Raw genomic sequence first — 16,574 nt, 5'->3', positions numbered from 1 at the left:
GAACCATATCACTTTGAGATAATTTATAAAATGGATAAGGTGGATACCATGGTGACGCGTGCAGATAGAGATCCAATTGCTAATTGGTGGTGGACGATTGATCGCTCTATCTTTGCAGCTTGTTTAATTTTAATGGGAATTGGCATTATGCTGTCTTTTGCTGCCAGCCCTATTATTGCAAAAAAAATCGGAATTGCTGATAGTTTTTATTTTGTTCGGTGGCATATCATTTTCAGCATTTCAGCATTTTTTACGATGGTTACCATTTCTTTTTTTTCGCTTTCTAATATTCGTCGTTTATGTGCTCTTTTGCTCATTGTAACGCTTGCTCTTATGGTTGCAACCTTATTTTTGGGTCCAGAATTAAAGGGAGCAAGGAGGTGGATTCTACTATTTGGTTTTTCTGTACAGGCTTCAGAGTTTATGAAGCCAGCTTTTGTGGTTATGTCCGCTTGGCTTTTTTCGGAACAGATACGCAAGAGGGGCATTCTGGGTTATACGTTAGCGATTCTACTTTATGGCATTTGTTGTGTGCTTCTGGTTTTGCAGCCTGATATTGGACAAACAGTTTTAATAAGTGCAACATGGGGGGGGCTGTTTTTTATTGCTGGTGTCCCTCTTACTATTATTTTTCTCTTTCTTATTTTAGGCGTTGTAGGAATTATTTTAGCTTATTTTTTTCTGCATCATGTGCGCGAGCGGATCAATGGTTTTTTGACAGGTGAAGGAGATACTTTTCAAGTGGATGTGGGACGTGAGGCTATTTTGAATGGTGGTTGGTTTGGGCAAGGTCCTGGGGAGGGCACAGTAAAACGTATCATTCCTGATAGCCATACAGATTTTGTATTTTCCGTTGCTGCTGAAGAATATGGTATTATTCTTTGTTTATTAATTATGATGCTGTTTGGCTTTATCGTTATGCGTTCATTGTATATAGCCATGAATACACGTGATTCCTTTATACGTCTTGGTATTACTGGCATAGCAATGATGATTGGCTTTCAATCAGCTATTAATATGGCTGTTAATCTTCACTTAATTCCTCCCAAAGGCATGACATTGCCTTTTATTTCTTATGGTGGTTCTTCGATGGTGGCGATTGCGTTTTCAATGGGCATTTTGCTCAGTTTAACACGTCGTTGGCCAGAAGCACGCCTTTCAGCTTTTTCTTCCTCTTCTGTCTTGGATACGCCTTATGAATGATAAAAAAGTTATTGTTTTGGTGGCTGGTGGTACAGGTGGACATCTTTTTCCTGCTGAAGCCCTTTCTGTTGAATTAAGGAAGCGTGGATATGATGTTCATTTAATAACAGATGAAAGAGCACGACCTTTTGTTCGGTGCTTTGATGAAGAGCATATTCATATCGTTTCATCGGCAACATTTATACGACATCATCCTTTTTCTCTAATAAAGACGTTTTGGTCTTTGCTAAAGGGAATGGGGCAATCGTTGGTGTTGTTTTATAAATTACGTCCTGTTCTTGTTGGAGGATTTGGGGGGTATCCGAGCTTTCCTCCTCTTTTTATTGCGGCTTTAACGAGGCGTGTGACATTTATTCATGAACAAAATGCTGTTATGGGGCGTGCCAATCGGGTGTTGGCAATTTTTGTGCGTGCAATTGCTGGTGGTTTGTTGTCGCCAAATGGCGCTTATGCTCATAAAATACTTTTGACGGGGAATCCTGTCCGTGAGGCTGTGTTGAAGGCGGCCAAAATTCCTTATCATTCTTCAGAAGGGGAAAAGCCATTTAATTTTTTGATTTTTGGAGGTAGCCAAGGGGCTTCTGCTTTTTCACATATTGTTCCAGAAGCTATTGCTTTATTTGATGATAAGAACCGTAAACGTTTACGAATTGTACAGCAAGTCCGCGGTGAAGCAGGAAGGTTGATCAAAATCTATCGTGATATGGGGGTACAAGCAGAAGTTGCTCCTTTCTTTGATGATATGGCTGAACGTATGGCACATGCTCATTTTATTTTGTCGCGCGCTGGGGCTTCGTCCGTTTGTGAGATAGCGGTGATTGGTAGACCTGCTTTGCTTGTTCCCTATCCCCATGCTTTAGATCATGATCAGGCTGCCAATGCAGCTCTGCTTGCTCGTGTAGGTGGTGCGCAAATTGTATCAGAAAAAGATTTAAATGCACAAAAGCTTTTTTCTCTTTTAATGCACGCTTGTTGTGCGCCCCATTTATTGGAAAAACAAGCGCTTGCTGCAAAAAAAGTTGGACAACCTCATGCAACCCGTTGCCTTGCTGATATGGCTGAGTCCTTAATTGCAGGGCGATTGTTGTCAGATATAAAAGAGGAGCTTTTTAATGAAAATGCCACTTGATATAGGCGTTATCCATTTTATCGGAATCGGGGGGATTGGTATGAGTGGAATTGCGGAGGTTTTTTATAATCTTGGCTATAAAGTTCAAGGGTCAGATCAAGTTGAAAGTGCAAATGTTGAACGTTTGCGGAAAAAAGGAATTAACGTTCATATAGGTCATTGTGCTGAAAACTTAGGGAATGCAGAGGTTGTTGTTTTTTCTACTGCCGTTAAAAAAACAAATCCTGAGTATATTGCTGCAAAGGAAAGACATTTGCCGCTTGTCAGACGTGCAGAAATGTTGGCGGAGCTAATGCGGTTTCGGCGTGCAATTGCAGTGGGTGGTACACATGGTAAAACAACAACCACATCAATGGTCGCAGCCCTTCTTGATGCTGGTCATTTTGATCCAGTGGTGATTAATGGCGGTATTATTAATGCTTATGGTACGAATTCTCGTACAGGAGATGGCGATTGGATGATTGTTGAAGCTGATGAAAGTGATGGTACATTTTTAAAGCTGCCTGCTGATATTGCTGTTATTACTAATATTGATGCTGAGCATTTGGATCATTATGGAAGTTTTGATGCTGTGCGTGAGGCTTTTCGGCAATTCGTAGAAAATGTTCCTTTTTATGGTTTTGCTGTTTTGTGTCTTGATCATCCAGAGGTTCAGTCATTGGCGGGCCGTATTGATGATCGTTGGGTGATCACTTATGGTGCAAATCCACAAGCGGATGTTCGTTTTCTTAATCTTTCGATGGATGGTCAAAAAACGCATTTTGATGTTCTTGTTCGCTCACGCAAAACAGGAAGAAAGATTGAGTTGAAAAATTTGCTTTTGCCCATGGCAGGGCAGCATAATGTTGCCAATGCAACGGCGGCGATTGCTATTGCGCATGAACTTGGCATTTCAAATGAAGCTATAAAAAGGGGCTTAGCAGAATTTGGCGGAGTAAAACGGCGTTTTACGCGAACAGGAAGTTGGCATGGCATTGAAATATTTGATGATTATGGACATCATCCTGTTGAAATAAAGGCTGTTTTGCGTGCAGCACGTGAGAGTGCAAAAGGGCGTGTTATTGCGATTGCACAACCCCATCGATATTCACGTTTGTATCATTTATTTGATGATTTTTCTGCTTGTTTTAATGATGCAGATACAGTGTTGATTACGCCCGTTTATGCGGCTGGTGAAGAGCCTATTGTAGGATTTGGTTCTCTAGAATTGGTAGAGCATATTAAAATGGCGGGTCATCGTGATGTGCGCTTGATACATAGTCTGGAAGATGTTGTGTCTCTTGTCTCAAAATTTGCTCAGGCAGAGGATTATGTTGTTTTTCTTGGTGCTGGCAATATCACACAATGGGCTTGTGCGTTGCCTCATCAATTAGCGGTATTGGATGGTCATGGTAAATTTTCAACACATTGATGGTGAGGCGCTATTGGCGCAATTGCAACCACTGTTGGGTGGCGTGAGAGGAAAGCTTACACCTAATGTTGAGATGCGTAAGGTAACGTGGTTTCGCACGGGCGGGTTGGCAGAGCTTTTTTATCAGCCTGTTGATGAAGAAGATTTGGCTCTCTTTCTTCAAAATTTGCCTGAATTTGTTCCTGTAACAATTGTCGGTATTGGTTCTAATCTTCTGGTGCGTGATGGGGGGGTTCCTGGTGTTGTGATTCGTCTTTCGCCAAAAAAATTTGGGCAAGTGAAGCAAGTTTCTCCAAAAGGCTTTTTAGTTGGTGCTGGTACGGCGGATAAACATTTAGCTGCTGCCGCTTTAGAAGCTGAGATTGCAGGTTTTCATTTTTATCATGGTATTCCTGGAGGTCTTGGAGGAGCTCTCAAAATGAACGCGGGTGCGAATGGTGTTGAAACTGCAGCGCGTGTTGTCGAGGTCTATGCGCTGGATCGTAAAGGGCAACGTCATATCTTGAGTGTGAAAGATATGCATTATTCCTATCGCCATTGTGATATTCCTAAAGATTTTATTTTTACGGCTGCTTTATTAGAAGGAAGACTCGGCAATAAAGATGATATTCGTGCTGCTATGGATGAAGTTGCCCTCCACAGAGAAACAGTGCAACCTATTCGCGAAAAAACAGGGGGGTCAACTTTCAAAAATCCTGAGAATACATCCGCGTGGCGCGTGATTGATGAAGCAGGGTGTCGTGGTTTACAGATTGGTGGCGCTCAAATGAGTGAAATGCACTGTAATTTTATGATTAATACAGGGCAAGCAACAGGATATGATCTTGAAGCATTGGGAGAAACAGTGCGTGCGCGTGTTTTTGCAAATTCAGCCCATCTTTTACAATGGGAAATAGAGCGTATTGGTCAATTTGAGCGTGGTCGAAGTGTTTCTCCTTTTGATCCATTTCATTGATTTATTGTTCACTAAAAAAGTGAAAATAAAAAATTGAGTCATTTCAAAGAGATAATAAAAAAATTCTATTAAGAATCAATAAATTAACAAAGAATCTCTTGCATCAGGCTTTTGAGTCTGATTCATTATGCAAAATGCTAGGTTATTGATTCGCAAGGATAAACTTTGTTTTTCCTGTATGTGGTGCTGATGTATTCTATATAGACTACATATAGTATGCGAAAGAGGGTGATTTATTATGAAAGATAAACATATAGCTGTGTTAATGGGAGGTTTTTCTTCTGAACGGTCTATAAGTTTATCTTCGGGGGCGGCGTGTGCTGATGTTCTAGAGATGCAGGGGTATCGCGTGAGCCGCGTGGATGTTGACGCTCATATTGCTTCTGTTCTTGAACAGTTGCAGCCCGATATTGCCTTCAATGCATTGCATGGTCCATTTGGTGAAGATGGCCGGATCCAGGGGATTCTTGAATATTTAAAAATTCCTTATACCCATTCTGGTGTGATGGCATCCGCTTTGGCAATGGATAAGGGACGTGCAAAAATTATCGTTGAAAATTTTGGGGTTTGTGTTGCTCCTTCTCGTATCATGAGCCGCTTTGCTTTGGGACAAACGCATCCCATGGAGCCTCCTTATGTAATTAAACCTGTGTGTGAAGGATCAAGTTTTGGTGTTGTCATTGTCCAGGAAAATGAAGCAGCACCGCCGCATAGTATTGGGGGAGCTGAGTGGGGGTATGCTGATGAGGTGATGATTGAAAAATATATTCCTGGTCGTGAATTGACTTGTGCTGTTTTGGGGAATGAAGTGCTGGATGTGTGTGAAATTCTTCCCGATAAACACTTTCCATTCTACGATTATGGCTCGAAATATAAAACGGGTGGTTCTCTTCACATTTGTCCTGCACAACTTTCACTAAATATTTACCAAAGTGTGCAAAGAATGTCTTTAGCAGCCCATCAGGCGATAGGGTGTCGAGGTGTTAGCCGTTCTGATTTTCGTTTTGATGAGAAAACGGGAGAATTGGTTTGGCTTGAAATTAATACGCAACCCGGTATGACATCGACGTCTCTTCTTCCTGATATTGCAAAAGCGAGCGGCCGTACTTACGGCGATATTGTTCAATGGATGGTGGAGGACGCATCATGTATGCGTTGAATGTTAATAAAACAAATGTTCCGATGGAGGTGCTTTCAGTGCCGGCTTTGCCACGTCTTTATCGTCGTTTTCTCCGGTTTATGTTTGAGTTTGTTTTTGTCAATATTCATATTCCACGCCATTTCGGCTCTTTTGCTGTTGTATGGTTTTTCTTTGTTACGGCTTTTTATGGACTTTCATCAAGTGGTCAGATGGCTGTGATCGTAAATACGATCATATTGGATAGTAGTTTTGTGGTCACTCATGTCGATATAAGCGGTAATAAGCGCTTGGCAAAGCAGGATATTTTTAAAATTTTAAAACTTGATGTTGCGCCTTCTATATTCACTTTTGATGTTGAAAGAGCACGTTCTCTTTTGGAAAAACAGGCTTGGGTGCAATCGGCTAATGTTCAGAAAATTTATCCCAATAGAATGCGCATTTCCATTGTGGAGCGTGAACCCTATGCCATTTGGCAACATGATGGCATAATGGATATTGTTGATAATACAGGTCGTGTCATTGTGCCTTTTAAAGGGGAAATTGTTCGGGATTTACCTCTTGTGGTTGGGCAGGGTGCACAAAATGCTGCTAAAGTGTTTATTCAAGCGCTGTCAGTCTATCCGGAAGTATATGATCGTATTCGTGCTTTTGTGCGGGTAGGTGATCGACGTTGGGATCTTGTTTTGAATAATGGAATGCGCGTTATGTTGCCTGAAAATGGTGCTCTTGAAAGGCTTTCTTCTCTTTCTTCGTCCGGTACAATGCAAGATCTTTTATCTCGCGATATTCTCAGTGTTGATTTACGTCTTGCTGATCGAATTACTGTTTCTTTATCAGATGAAACGTTGGAGCGTTATCATACTACTGTAGCAGAAGAAGAACGTATTTTAAAAGCGCGAAAGGCAGGAAGCCTATGATGCTACTCAGATCACATCATTTGAAGGGGCGTAAAACACGTTTTTTAACGGTACTTGATGTCGGTTCAAGTAAGATTGTTTGTCTTATTGCTTGTTTGCGTCCTTTGAAGCATGCACACTATTTACATGGTCGTACACATTCTACGGAAATTCTAGGCTTTGGAGTGCAGCGTTCACGTGGTATTAAATCCGGTGTTGTCATGGATATGTTTGCAGCAGAACAATCAATAAGATTGGCTGTTGATGCGGCAGAAAAAATGGCGGGTTTGGTGGTGGATTCAGTGATTGTGAATTTTTCCTCAAGTCGATTACAAAGTGCTTTGATTAATGGAAAGGTTCATTTGAATGGTCGTGAAGTCACCAAGCGTGATATGCGTATGGCCTTTTCAGATGTTTCGCGTAAAGCCTTTGATGCTGAACGTCATGTTATGCACTCAGTTCCAGTTTCTTATGTATTGGATGGAGATAAAGGAATTTTTGATCCTATTGGCATGGCAGGGGAAACATTTGGTGTCGACGTGCATGTGGTAACAGCAGAAACAGCCTCTTTGCGTAATTTGGAAACTTGTATTAATCGTGCACATTTGAGTGTTGAAGCAATGGTTGCTACTCCCTTTGCAAGTGGTCTTGCTGTCTTGATGAATGATGAGGCGCGTTTAGGGGCTGCATGTATTGATTTTGGTGGTGGAACAACAACATTTTCAGTGTTTTTTGAGGGGAAATTTATTCATGCAGATGCTCTTGCTGTTGGGGGGCATCATGTCACTCTTGATGTTGCGCGCGGATTTTCTATGTCTTTAACAGAGGCGGAACGTTTAAAAGTTGTTTATGGTTCAGCACTTTTAACAAGTGCTGATGAGCGGCAAATGATTAATGTAGCAGAAATTGGGAGTGAACAGCGTGAAACTCAATATCCTCGCGCGGTTCTTGGGCGTATCATTCGTGCGCGTGTTGAAGAAATTTTAGAAATGGTCCGTGATTGTTTAAATCGTTCTGGTTTTGGTCACATCATTGGTAAACGTGTTATTTTGACTGGGGGAGCAAGCCAGTTAACAGGATTGCCAGAAATGGCACGTACTATATTAGGAAGAAATGTTCGTATCGGGCGGCCTTTAGGTATTTCGAGGCTTCCTTCTCTTGCAAAAGGGGCGGCGTTTACATCTGCTGTTGGGTTGTTAATTTATCCGCAATTGGTGGGTTTTGAAGAAAAAACAATGCAGGCGGCAGGAAATCATTTATCGATGGGCACGCGTGGGTATTTTCAGCGTGTTGGTCAGTGGTTGCGTGAGAGTTTTTAGTTAAGTCTAGTTGGATAAATTTCATCGCTTTGGCTTGCGGTGTCTTATGAGAAGGAAAAGAAAATGACGATTAATCTGCATCGGCCAGATATCGCGGAATTGAAGCCACGCATTACCGTTTTTGGTGTTGGAGGTGGTGGCGGGAATGCCGTGAATAATATGATAAATGCTGGTCTTCAGGGAGTTGACTTTGTTGTTGCAAATACGGATGCACAGGCTTTGGCTATGTCAAAGGCTGAACGTGTTATCCAACTTGGGGCAGCTGTGACAGAAGGTTTGGGTGCTGGTGCTTTACCGGAAGTTGGACAAGCGGCGGCGGAGGAATGTATTGATGAAATTATTGATCATCTTGCAGACTCTCATATGGTTTTCATTACTGCTGGTATGGGGGGAGGAACTGGAACAGGAGCTGCTCCCGTTGTTGCTCGCGCAGCGCGTGAAAAAGGTATTTTGACTGTTGGTGTTGTGACAAAGCCGTTTCAGTTTGAAGGTGCACGCCGTATGAAAACGGCAGAGGCTGGTATTGAAGAATTACAAAAGTCTGTCGATACATTGATTGTTATTCCCAATCAAAATCTTTTCCGTATTGCAAATGATAAGACAACGTTTGCTGATGCTTTTGCTATGGCTGACCAAGTGCTTTATTCTGGTGTTGCTTCCATTACGGATTTGATGATTAAAGAGGGGTTGATTAACCTTGATTTTGCTGATGTTCGTTCTGTTATGCACGAAATGGGGCGAGCCATGATGGGAACGGGTGAGGCATCTGGTGATGGGCGTGCTTTGGCTGCGGCTGAAGCTGCTATTGCAAATCCATTGTTGGATGATACCTCTATGCGTGGGGCGCGTGGTTTATTGATTTCTATTACGGGTGGTCGTGATATGACTCTCTTTGAGGTTGATGAAGCTGCTAATCGTATTCGTGAAGAAGTAGATGCTGATGCGAATGTGATCTTTGGCGCTATTGATGATGAGTCATTGGAAGGTGTTATTCGTGTTTCTGTGGTTGCCACCGGTATTGATCGTGAAGTTAGTGATGTGGTTCAGTCCTCTCATCCTCAGATTCAAAGGCCTGCTTCTTCAATACGCAAGAGCGATCCTGGAACGTCACATAGTTCTTTTCATGTTCAATCATCGCCTCTGCGTTCTGAGTCAATGGTAGAAGTGATCGAATCACTTGAAATAGAGAAGGGTAAATCAACCGGAGAACAGTTCCGTCCCAAAAGTCAAATTTTTGCACAACCTGCAGAAGCAATGACGACACGAAGTGCCTCGAATGCTGTTGCGTATGGTTCAAATGCTGTTCAGGAACAGAGATCCAATGTGCCTCGTATGCAAGTAAGCCGTGGTTCTCAACAGGCGATGACGGCTCCTGTGAGTATGGAGGCAACAGCGCATGTTCTTGATGAGATGACAGGGCTTGTGAAGCAAAAAGAAAAGCCAGTGCAACCAAAACAAATGCAACAAATGCAAGCGCGCGCTCCAATGCGTATGCCTGAGTTAAAGGATTTTCCTCCTGTTGCGCATGGACAAAGCCAAAGAACATTTGTGACGGATCAGGGTCCTCGTAATCTTTGGCAGCGTTTGAAACAGAGCTTGACACATCGTGAAGAAGCTGAGCCAGAAGCGAGGCTGGAGCCTGCTGTTAGCTCGTCTCAGCAGAAAGAGTCTCATGTTTACAATAAAAACTCTCAGGCGCTTTCTCAAGATGCTTCTGTTTATGTTCCACGTCGTTCTGGTGAGCTGCATCCTCAGGTACCACAAGATCAGCGTACTTTTATAAGTGAAGAAGATCAGTTGGAAATACCAGCATTTTTACGTCGTCAGGCAAATTAATTGATGAAAAATGAGGTAAAGTAAGAAATTTTATTATTTCTTTAATGATCAGACAAAAATTATACAGTAAAATATATTACTGTTTTTTGGATAAAATACTTTGTTTTAAAAAAAACCGCTTACAATAAGCGGTTTTTTTATTATTTACTATGAATATTTTTTATAGTTTTATAAATTTTGTTAAAAGATGTACAAGCAATTTAATAAAATGATATGATGAATTTAGTACCAAAATATCAGTCTACTCTTAAAAAAGCAGTAACATTTAAGGGGATTGGCGTTCATAGTGGCTGTTTGTCAGTGGTAAAGGTTTGTCCAGCGGATGTTGGGTGTGGTATTGTTTTTAAGCGTTGTGGATTAGACGGAACAGAGAAAATATTTCAAGCCCATGCATCGCAAACAGGAGAAACTGAATTATCGACAGTACTTGGAGATGGAGATGTAAGGGTTGAAACAATTGAACATTTGATGGCGGCAATTGCTGCTTATAATTTGGATAATCTTATTATTGAAGTGTCACATAATGAGATTCCTATTTTGGATGGTTCAGCGTGGCTATATTGCCAAGCTTTTGAAGATGTTGGTATTGTACAGCAAAATGCGTTGCGTTCTTATTTCATTATAAAAAAGCCGGTGCGAGTTGAAGGAGCTCATGGTGTTGCAGAGCTTTTGCCATTCGATGGACGTCGTTTTGATATAACGATCTCTTTTCCTTCTTCTGCTATTGGTAAGCAACATTTCAGTTTTGATCTTACCACACGAGGGTTTAGGGATGATTTGTCACGTGCGCGCACTTTTGGTTTTATCAAAGACGTGGAAGAATTAAGGCTTTCTGGAAAGGCGAGAGGCGCTTCTTTGGAAAATTCTCTTGTTATCGACCTTAATGATAAAATTTTAAATCCCGATGGTCCTTATTGGGAGAATGAATGTGTTCGGCACAAGATGCTTGATGCGATTGGTGATACTGCTTTGCTTGGGGCACCTTTTATTGGATTATTTCGTTCTTATTGTAGTGGGCATAGAATTAATGCGCAATTGGTGAAGGCTGTTTTGGCAGACGAATCATATTATGAAAAGAGCTTTTTAGAGAAAAAGTAAAAAAATTGGCAAGATTTTTTTATCGTTTATTTGATTTTTAAGGGGATGATTGACCTAAACTGCTAAATTGGTTATGTGGATTTTAAAGTGATATGGTATAAAAACTTTAATAAATTGTTTTTGCTACAAGGTGATATTCTCTGGAGGCCGGAAAAACTATGAAAAAATCTCATGTGTGCATTGGAAATATGACATATAGAAAATCTAACATTGTACGCAAGATATTGGGGGTGGTACTTTTAGGAAGCACCTGTATGTTAGCGGGATGTCTCTTTAAAGAGAAAAATACCCTTGATCCATCTGCTTATGTTTTGAAAATAGAGCCACCAGATGTTCTCTATAATCAGGCGCTTGCTAGCCTTGAAAGTGGGCGTCTTGGGGATGCATCGAAGAAGTTTTTGAAGATTGAAAAACAGTACGCTTATACAGACTGGGGGCGTAAATCTTTGGTCATGGGTGCTTTTACTAATTATCGACTCGGAAAGTATGATGATTCAATTAGTATGGCTCAACGCTATATTACTCTTTATCCAGGGTCGACTGACTCGGCTTATGCGTACTATATTATTGGTCTTTCTTCTTTCCGTCGGATTCCTGATGTTACACGTGATCAACGTGATACGAAACGTGCTATTGCTGCTATGCAGCTTCTTATAGAGCGTTATCCTAATTCTGAGTATGTCAAGGATGCTAAGGATAAAATCCGTTTTGGTCGCGAACAGCTGGCTGGTAAAGAAATGCAGATTGGCCGTTATTATGAAGAGGGGCGGCGTTACCTTGCGGCAAGTAGACGGTTTCGTACCGTGGTTGAAGAGTATTCTGATACAAATCAAATTGAAGAAGCGCTTTTCCGCTTGACTGAGGTTAATCTTGCTCTCGGCTTAACGGCGGAAGCACAGACGGCAGCAGCTATTTTAGGACGTAATTATCCCAAAAGTGAGTGGTATAAATTTTCTTATAATCTCTTGCAGAAGAATAAAATATCACCACGTGAGCATAAATCTTCTTGGATCTCAAATGCTTTAGGTGGTGACAAGAAGAGGGTACGTTGATTCTCTATGTTGGTACAGCTTTCGATTCATAATATTGTTTTGATCGAAACGCTCGATATTCATTTTACAGCGGGGTTGACGGTTTTAACTGGAGAAACGGGTGCGGGGAAGTCTATTCTCCTTGATGCTTTATCACTTGCTCTAGGGGGGCGGGGTGATGCTTCGCTTGTGCGTCATGGGGCTGACCGCGGGCAGGTCACAGCTGTTTTTGATGTGTCTGTTTCACATCCTGCACGTCAACTTATTCGTGAGAATGGTCTTGATGATGAGGGTGATATTATTTTACGACGTGTGCAATCAAGTGATGGACGTAGCCGTGTTTTTATCAATGATCAGGTGTCTAGTGTTGCATTGATGCGGAGTGTTGGCCGTTTGCTGGTTGAAATCCATGGACAACATGATGATCGTGCGCTTGTTGATGTTGCTACACATCGCCAATTATTAGATGCCTTTGGTGGTCTTGAAGATGAAGTGGAAAATTTGCGTCAGTGTTATCACACATGGCGTGAATTTGAGGAGCGTTTGCAACGGCAGCGTCTTAAAGTAGAGAGTGCTGTACGGGAGGTTGATTATCTTCGTGCGTGTGTAGAAGAGCTTGAAAAGCTTGATTTTAAAGTTGGTGAAGAGGAAGCTCTTTCTCTTCGTCGTGCTGATATGCTTAAATTAGAAAAAATAGCGACAGATATTAAAGAAGCGGATGATCTTTTAACGGGTCAAAAATCACCAATCCCAGTACTTTCTAATTTGGTGAGGCGTTTGGAGCGGAAAATTCCTGAGGCGCAAGAACTTATTGCACCAGTGGTGAAATCTATTGATGAGGCATTGCATGCACTTGCAACAGCACAAGAAGGTATTGAGACGGCAATACGAGCATTAGATTTTGAACCTGATGAATTGGAACGGATAGAAGAGCGTCTTTTTGCTCTTCGGGGTTTTGCTCGTAAATATCAAGTTTCTGCGGATGAATTGGTTCAGTTACGCGATAAAATGGATGCTGAACTGGCTGACTTTGAAGAGGCTCAGACCATATTGACACGTTTTGAAGATGAGGCAGAGCAGGCAAAGAAAAATTATGATACATTGGCGCAAGCCTTAACAATAAAGCGTCGGGAGACAGCAAAGCATTTATCTGAAAGTGTTATGGCTGAGTTGCCGGCATTGAAGTTAGAGAGGGCTGAATTTATTGTTGAAATGCAAAGTGATATGGAAAAGCGGAGTGCAGAGGGATGTGATCGTATTGAATATTGGGTGCGGACAAATCCTGGAACACGTGCTGGGCCGATGCTTAGTGTGGCTTCTGGCGGTGAATTATCCCGTTTTTTGCTGGCATTAAAAGTTGTTTTATCTGATCGAGGATCAGCACCGACGCTGATTTTTGATGAAGTTGATACAGGCGTTGGGGGGGCTGTTGCAGCGGCTATTGGGCAACGGTTGCAACGCTTATCAGAACATGTCCAAGTTTTCGCTATTACGCATGCTCCACAGGTTGCATCGAAAGCGCATGGTCATTTTCTTATTTCAAAAATTGAGAGTCATGATAAAGGACGCTTTGTTACTGCGATTCATAAAATGAAAGAACATGAGCGTGCAGAAGAAATTGCCCGTATGTTGGCTGGAGAACAGATTACTGAAGAAGCGCGTGCAGCGGCTCAAAAGCTTCTCGCATAAAGGTAATTAGTCAGCGATAAAAATACTGGAAAGCTTATATTTATTGAGATTCACTTGATAAGGAGGCGTGGGAGGCCCTTGTGACAGCGCTTGTAATTTGGAATAGATTTTATGAACAAAGATGCAGATAAAAATCTCACAGCTGTTGAAGCAGAACGTGAATTAGAGTGGTTGGCAAAAGAGATTGCACGTCATGATGTGCTTTATAATCGTGATGATCAGCCTGAAATTTCTGATGCAGAATATGATGCTTTACGTCGTCGTAATGCAGAAATTGAAGCTCTTTTTCCAGAACTTATACGTATTGATTCTCCTTCACATAAAATTGGAGCACCAATTTCTGAAAAATTTGAAAAATCTGTTCATGCACAGCCTATGCTTTCACTTGATAATGCGTTTAGCTCTGAAGATGTTACTGAATTTGTTGAGCGTATTCGTCGTTTTTTACGGCTTCCAGAAACACAAGTGTTGGAAATAACAGCGGAGCCAAAAATTGATGGTTTATCTTTGTCTTTGCGCTACGAAAAGGGGCAGCTTGTGCGTGCGGCAACGCGTGGGGATGGAACTGTCGGTGAAAATGTGACGGCAAATGCCCGAACAATTGCTGATATTCCACAAGTTTTGCAAGGTGATTTTCCTGATATTATTGAGGTGCGTGGTGAAGTTTATATGGGGCGGGAGGATTTCCAAGCACTAAATATCAGCCAACAAGAGAAGGGCAAGTTAACCTTTGCCAATCCTCGAAATGCGGCGGCTGGTTCTCTCCGTCAGCTTGATTCACGGATAACTGCTAGCAGAAAACTTCAATTTTTTGCTTATGCTTGTGGTGAGGTGAGTGAAATATTGGCAGAAAGTCAAATGGAGATGATGAAAAAGCTAAAAGAGTATGGCTTTGTTATCAATCCATTAACAAAAGTCTTTAAGACAGTAGAAGACATTATTTGCTATTATCACGATATCGAAGAATGCCGTCATTCTTTAAGCTATGATATTGATGGTATTGTTTATAAGGTTAATGATTTGATGCTCCAAAAGCGTTTGGGGTTTGTTGCTCGTTCGCCGCGTTGGGCAATAGCGCATAAATTTCCAGCAGAAAAAGCAATGGCGCTTTTGGAAGATATTGACATTCAGGTCGGTCGTACGGGAGCTTTGACGCCTGTTGCACGCCTTACACCTGTTACTGTTGGTGGGGTGGTGGTGACCAATGCCAGTTTGCATAATGAGGATTATATTAAGGGAATTGGTCATAAAGGAGAGCCCATTCGTGAAGGGCGTGATATCCGTGTAGGCGATACCGTGATTGTACAACGCGCTGGTGATGTGATCCCTCAAATTGTTGATATTGTCATTGAAAAACGCCCGAAAGATGCTGCTGTTTTTATTTTTCCTCATTTTTGTCCAGCTTGTGGGAGTCATGCTGTTCGTGAAGTGGGAGAAGCCGTGCGTCGATGCACCGGTGGGCTTATTTGTCCTGCACAAGCGATTGAACGTATTCGTCATTTTGTTTCACGCAATGCCTTTGATATTGAAGGACTTGGGAAAAAACAAGTGGAATTCTTTTTCCATGTTCAAGATGAGGCGCTTTGTATTCATACACCAGCCGATATTTTTACTTTACAACGGCGCCAAGAAAAGTCTTTGATACGTTTGGAAAATATGGAAGGTTTTGGTACTGTTTCAGTGCGAAAATTGTATGATGCCATTAATGCGCGTCGAGAAATTCCTTTGAGCCGTTTTTTGTTTGCATTGGGGATTCGTCATGTTGGCGAAGTGAATGCACGTCGCCTTGCACGTGCTTATAAAAATTATACAGCTTTTGAGACTGCGGCTATGGAAGCATTTATGCCATGTGATAAGGAAAATGAAGAAGGAAATGAGGCTTGGATAGAGCTTACCAATATCGAAGGAATTGGACCACAGGTAGGGAGCGCAATTGTTGATTTTTATCAAGAAGAGCATAACCGTGAGATTTTATCTGTTTTGCTTGAAGAAGTAACTCCTCTTGATGAAGAGCCTATCATAGCAGATTCTTCACCTATAGCGGAGAAGATCATTGTTTTTACAGGAACTTTGGCGCATATGTCACGCGATGAAGCAAAAGCATTGGCAGAGCGATTAGGGGCTAAAACATCTGGTTCACTTTCTAAAAAAACAGATCTTCTTGTTGCAGGACCTGGAGCGGGCTCCAAATTGGCTAAAGCTGAGGAATTAGGTGTTGAGGTTATTGATGAAGAGGCTTGGCTACAGCTAATTGAGAAACATAATGTTTAGAGGATGTTTTCTAGAAGATCGTATGCTGTTTGTATGATTATCTCTCTTACATTTTTTGGGGGATGAAATCAAAAAGGGGGATAATAGGGGCTGTTTTTTGCAAAAACAGAGCGCCATATATTTTAATATTTATTACGTTATTTAAAATAATTAACGTTGAACTTAAATATTAAACTTAAACTATTATGATGAAGAATATACAAGGTTATTATTAGTAAAATTTATAAATTATCATTGTGAAGCAAGGTAAAAATTGTAAATAAATATGCAGAATTTTTGAATCTAAACGGCGTAATAAGTTGGTTATAATGGGCGTTTTAGAAATGCGACGCGGAGGGTTACAAAATATAATGAAAATTTCTATATAGCAGAATAAGGCTATAACTCATGTGGAGATGGTGGAGGATAATTGATAAGCATGATCTTTTGCGAGTGTATCCCGTTCTGTTTCAATTTTGGAAGGCTTTTGCCGTATCGGCAAAAAAACTTGAAGTATTTCATAGAAGCATTTTTGGTGTTTGCTGATGGTAAATTCGCACTTCTCTCTTTAAAAGAGAAGGGTGTAGTGTTTTGTAGAAAGGGTAAAAGTTATAGG

12 protein-coding genes are annotated in these 16,574 nt (G+C 41.4%); all 12 read left to right on the top strand.

The window, feature by feature from the left end:
• Nucleotides 1-48: 48 nt before the first annotated feature.
• The 12 genes from ACFIMG_RS06385 to ligA all read left to right on the top strand — a co-directional run bounded on the left by ACFIMG_RS06385 (nt 49) and on the right by ligA (nt 15,979).
• A complete protein-coding gene (locus ACFIMG_RS06385) occupies nt 49-1,203 on the top strand; it encodes an FtsW/RodA/SpoVE family cell cycle protein (RefSeq protein WP_375678613.1) in 1,155 nt (384 codons plus the stop codon).
• Nucleotides 1,196-2,332 (top strand): undecaprenyldiphospho-muramoylpentapeptide beta-N-acetylglucosaminyltransferase, encoded by a 1,137-nt coding sequence (gene murG, locus ACFIMG_RS06380; protein ID WP_375678612.1) that lies wholly within the window; start codon nt 1,196-1,198, stop codon nt 2,330-2,332. The genes ACFIMG_RS06385 and murG overlap by 8 nt, the downstream gene beginning before the upstream one ends.
• On the top strand, nt 2,316-3,743 hold the full coding sequence (gene murC, locus ACFIMG_RS06375; protein WP_375678611.1) for a UDP-N-acetylmuramate--L-alanine ligase: 1,428 nt from the start codon (nt 2,316-2,318) through the stop codon (nt 3,741-3,743). The genes murG and murC overlap by 17 nt, the downstream gene beginning before the upstream one ends.
• Nucleotides 3,721-4,698 carry a UDP-N-acetylmuramate dehydrogenase gene (gene murB / locus ACFIMG_RS06370; RefSeq protein ID WP_375634623.1) on the top strand — a complete coding sequence of 326 codons (978 nt, stop codon included), beginning with the start codon at nt 3,721-3,723 and terminating at the stop codon, nt 4,696-4,698. Before murC ends, murB begins: the two co-directional genes overlap by 23 nt.
• Nucleotides 4,699-4,936: 238 nt before the next feature.
• A complete protein-coding gene (locus tag ACFIMG_RS06365; protein WP_375678610.1) occupies nt 4,937-5,857 on the top strand; it encodes a D-alanine--D-alanine ligase in 921 nt (306 codons plus the stop codon).
• Nucleotides 5,845-6,756 (top strand): cell division protein FtsQ/DivIB, encoded by a 912-nt coding sequence (locus ACFIMG_RS06360; RefSeq protein ID WP_375678609.1) that lies wholly within the window; start codon nt 5,845-5,847, stop codon nt 6,754-6,756. Before ACFIMG_RS06365 ends, ACFIMG_RS06360 begins: the two co-directional genes overlap by 13 nt.
• Nucleotides 6,753-8,054, top strand: coding sequence for a cell division protein FtsA (gene ftsA / locus ACFIMG_RS06355; RefSeq protein ID WP_375613372.1), 1,302 nt, complete (start codon nt 6,753-6,755; stop codon nt 8,052-8,054). The genes ACFIMG_RS06360 and ftsA overlap by 4 nt, the downstream gene beginning before the upstream one ends.
• Nucleotides 8,055-8,117: 63 nt before the next feature.
• A complete protein-coding gene (ftsZ, locus tag ACFIMG_RS06350; RefSeq protein ID WP_375678608.1) occupies nt 8,118-9,890 on the top strand; it encodes a cell division protein FtsZ in 1,773 nt (590 codons plus the stop codon).
• A gap of 213 nt (nt 9,891-10,103) precedes the next feature.
• Entirely contained in the window at nt 10,104-10,988 is an 885-nt protein-coding gene (gene lpxC, locus ACFIMG_RS06345) for a UDP-3-O-acyl-N-acetylglucosamine deacetylase (RefSeq protein WP_375678607.1), read from the top strand.
• Between the two features lie 158 nt (nt 10,989-11,146).
• Nucleotides 11,147-12,040 (top strand): outer membrane protein assembly factor BamD, encoded by an 894-nt coding sequence (locus tag ACFIMG_RS06340; RefSeq protein WP_375612003.1) that lies wholly within the window; start codon nt 11,147-11,149, stop codon nt 12,038-12,040.
• A gap of 6 nt (nt 12,041-12,046) precedes the next feature.
• The gene (recN, locus tag ACFIMG_RS06335; RefSeq protein WP_375678606.1) at nt 12,047-13,708 is read left to right on the top strand and encodes a DNA repair protein RecN; all 1,662 of its coding nucleotides are present in this window, start codon (nt 12,047-12,049) and stop codon (nt 13,706-13,708) included.
• Nucleotides 13,709-13,819: 111 nt separating this feature from the next.
• Nucleotides 13,820-15,979: an NAD-dependent DNA ligase LigA gene (gene ligA / locus ACFIMG_RS06330; RefSeq protein WP_375678605.1), complete on the top strand. Its 2,160-nt coding sequence runs from the start codon at nt 13,820-13,822 to the stop codon at nt 15,977-15,979.
• Nucleotides 15,980-16,574: the final 595 nt, after the last annotated feature.

It is taken from the genome of Bartonella sp. AP11XZML (assembly GCF_042196445.1).
Classification (GTDB): domain Bacteria; phylum Pseudomonadota; class Alphaproteobacteria; order Rhizobiales; family Rhizobiaceae; genus Bartonella.
This window is presented reverse-complemented; position numbering and strand designations above follow the sequence as displayed.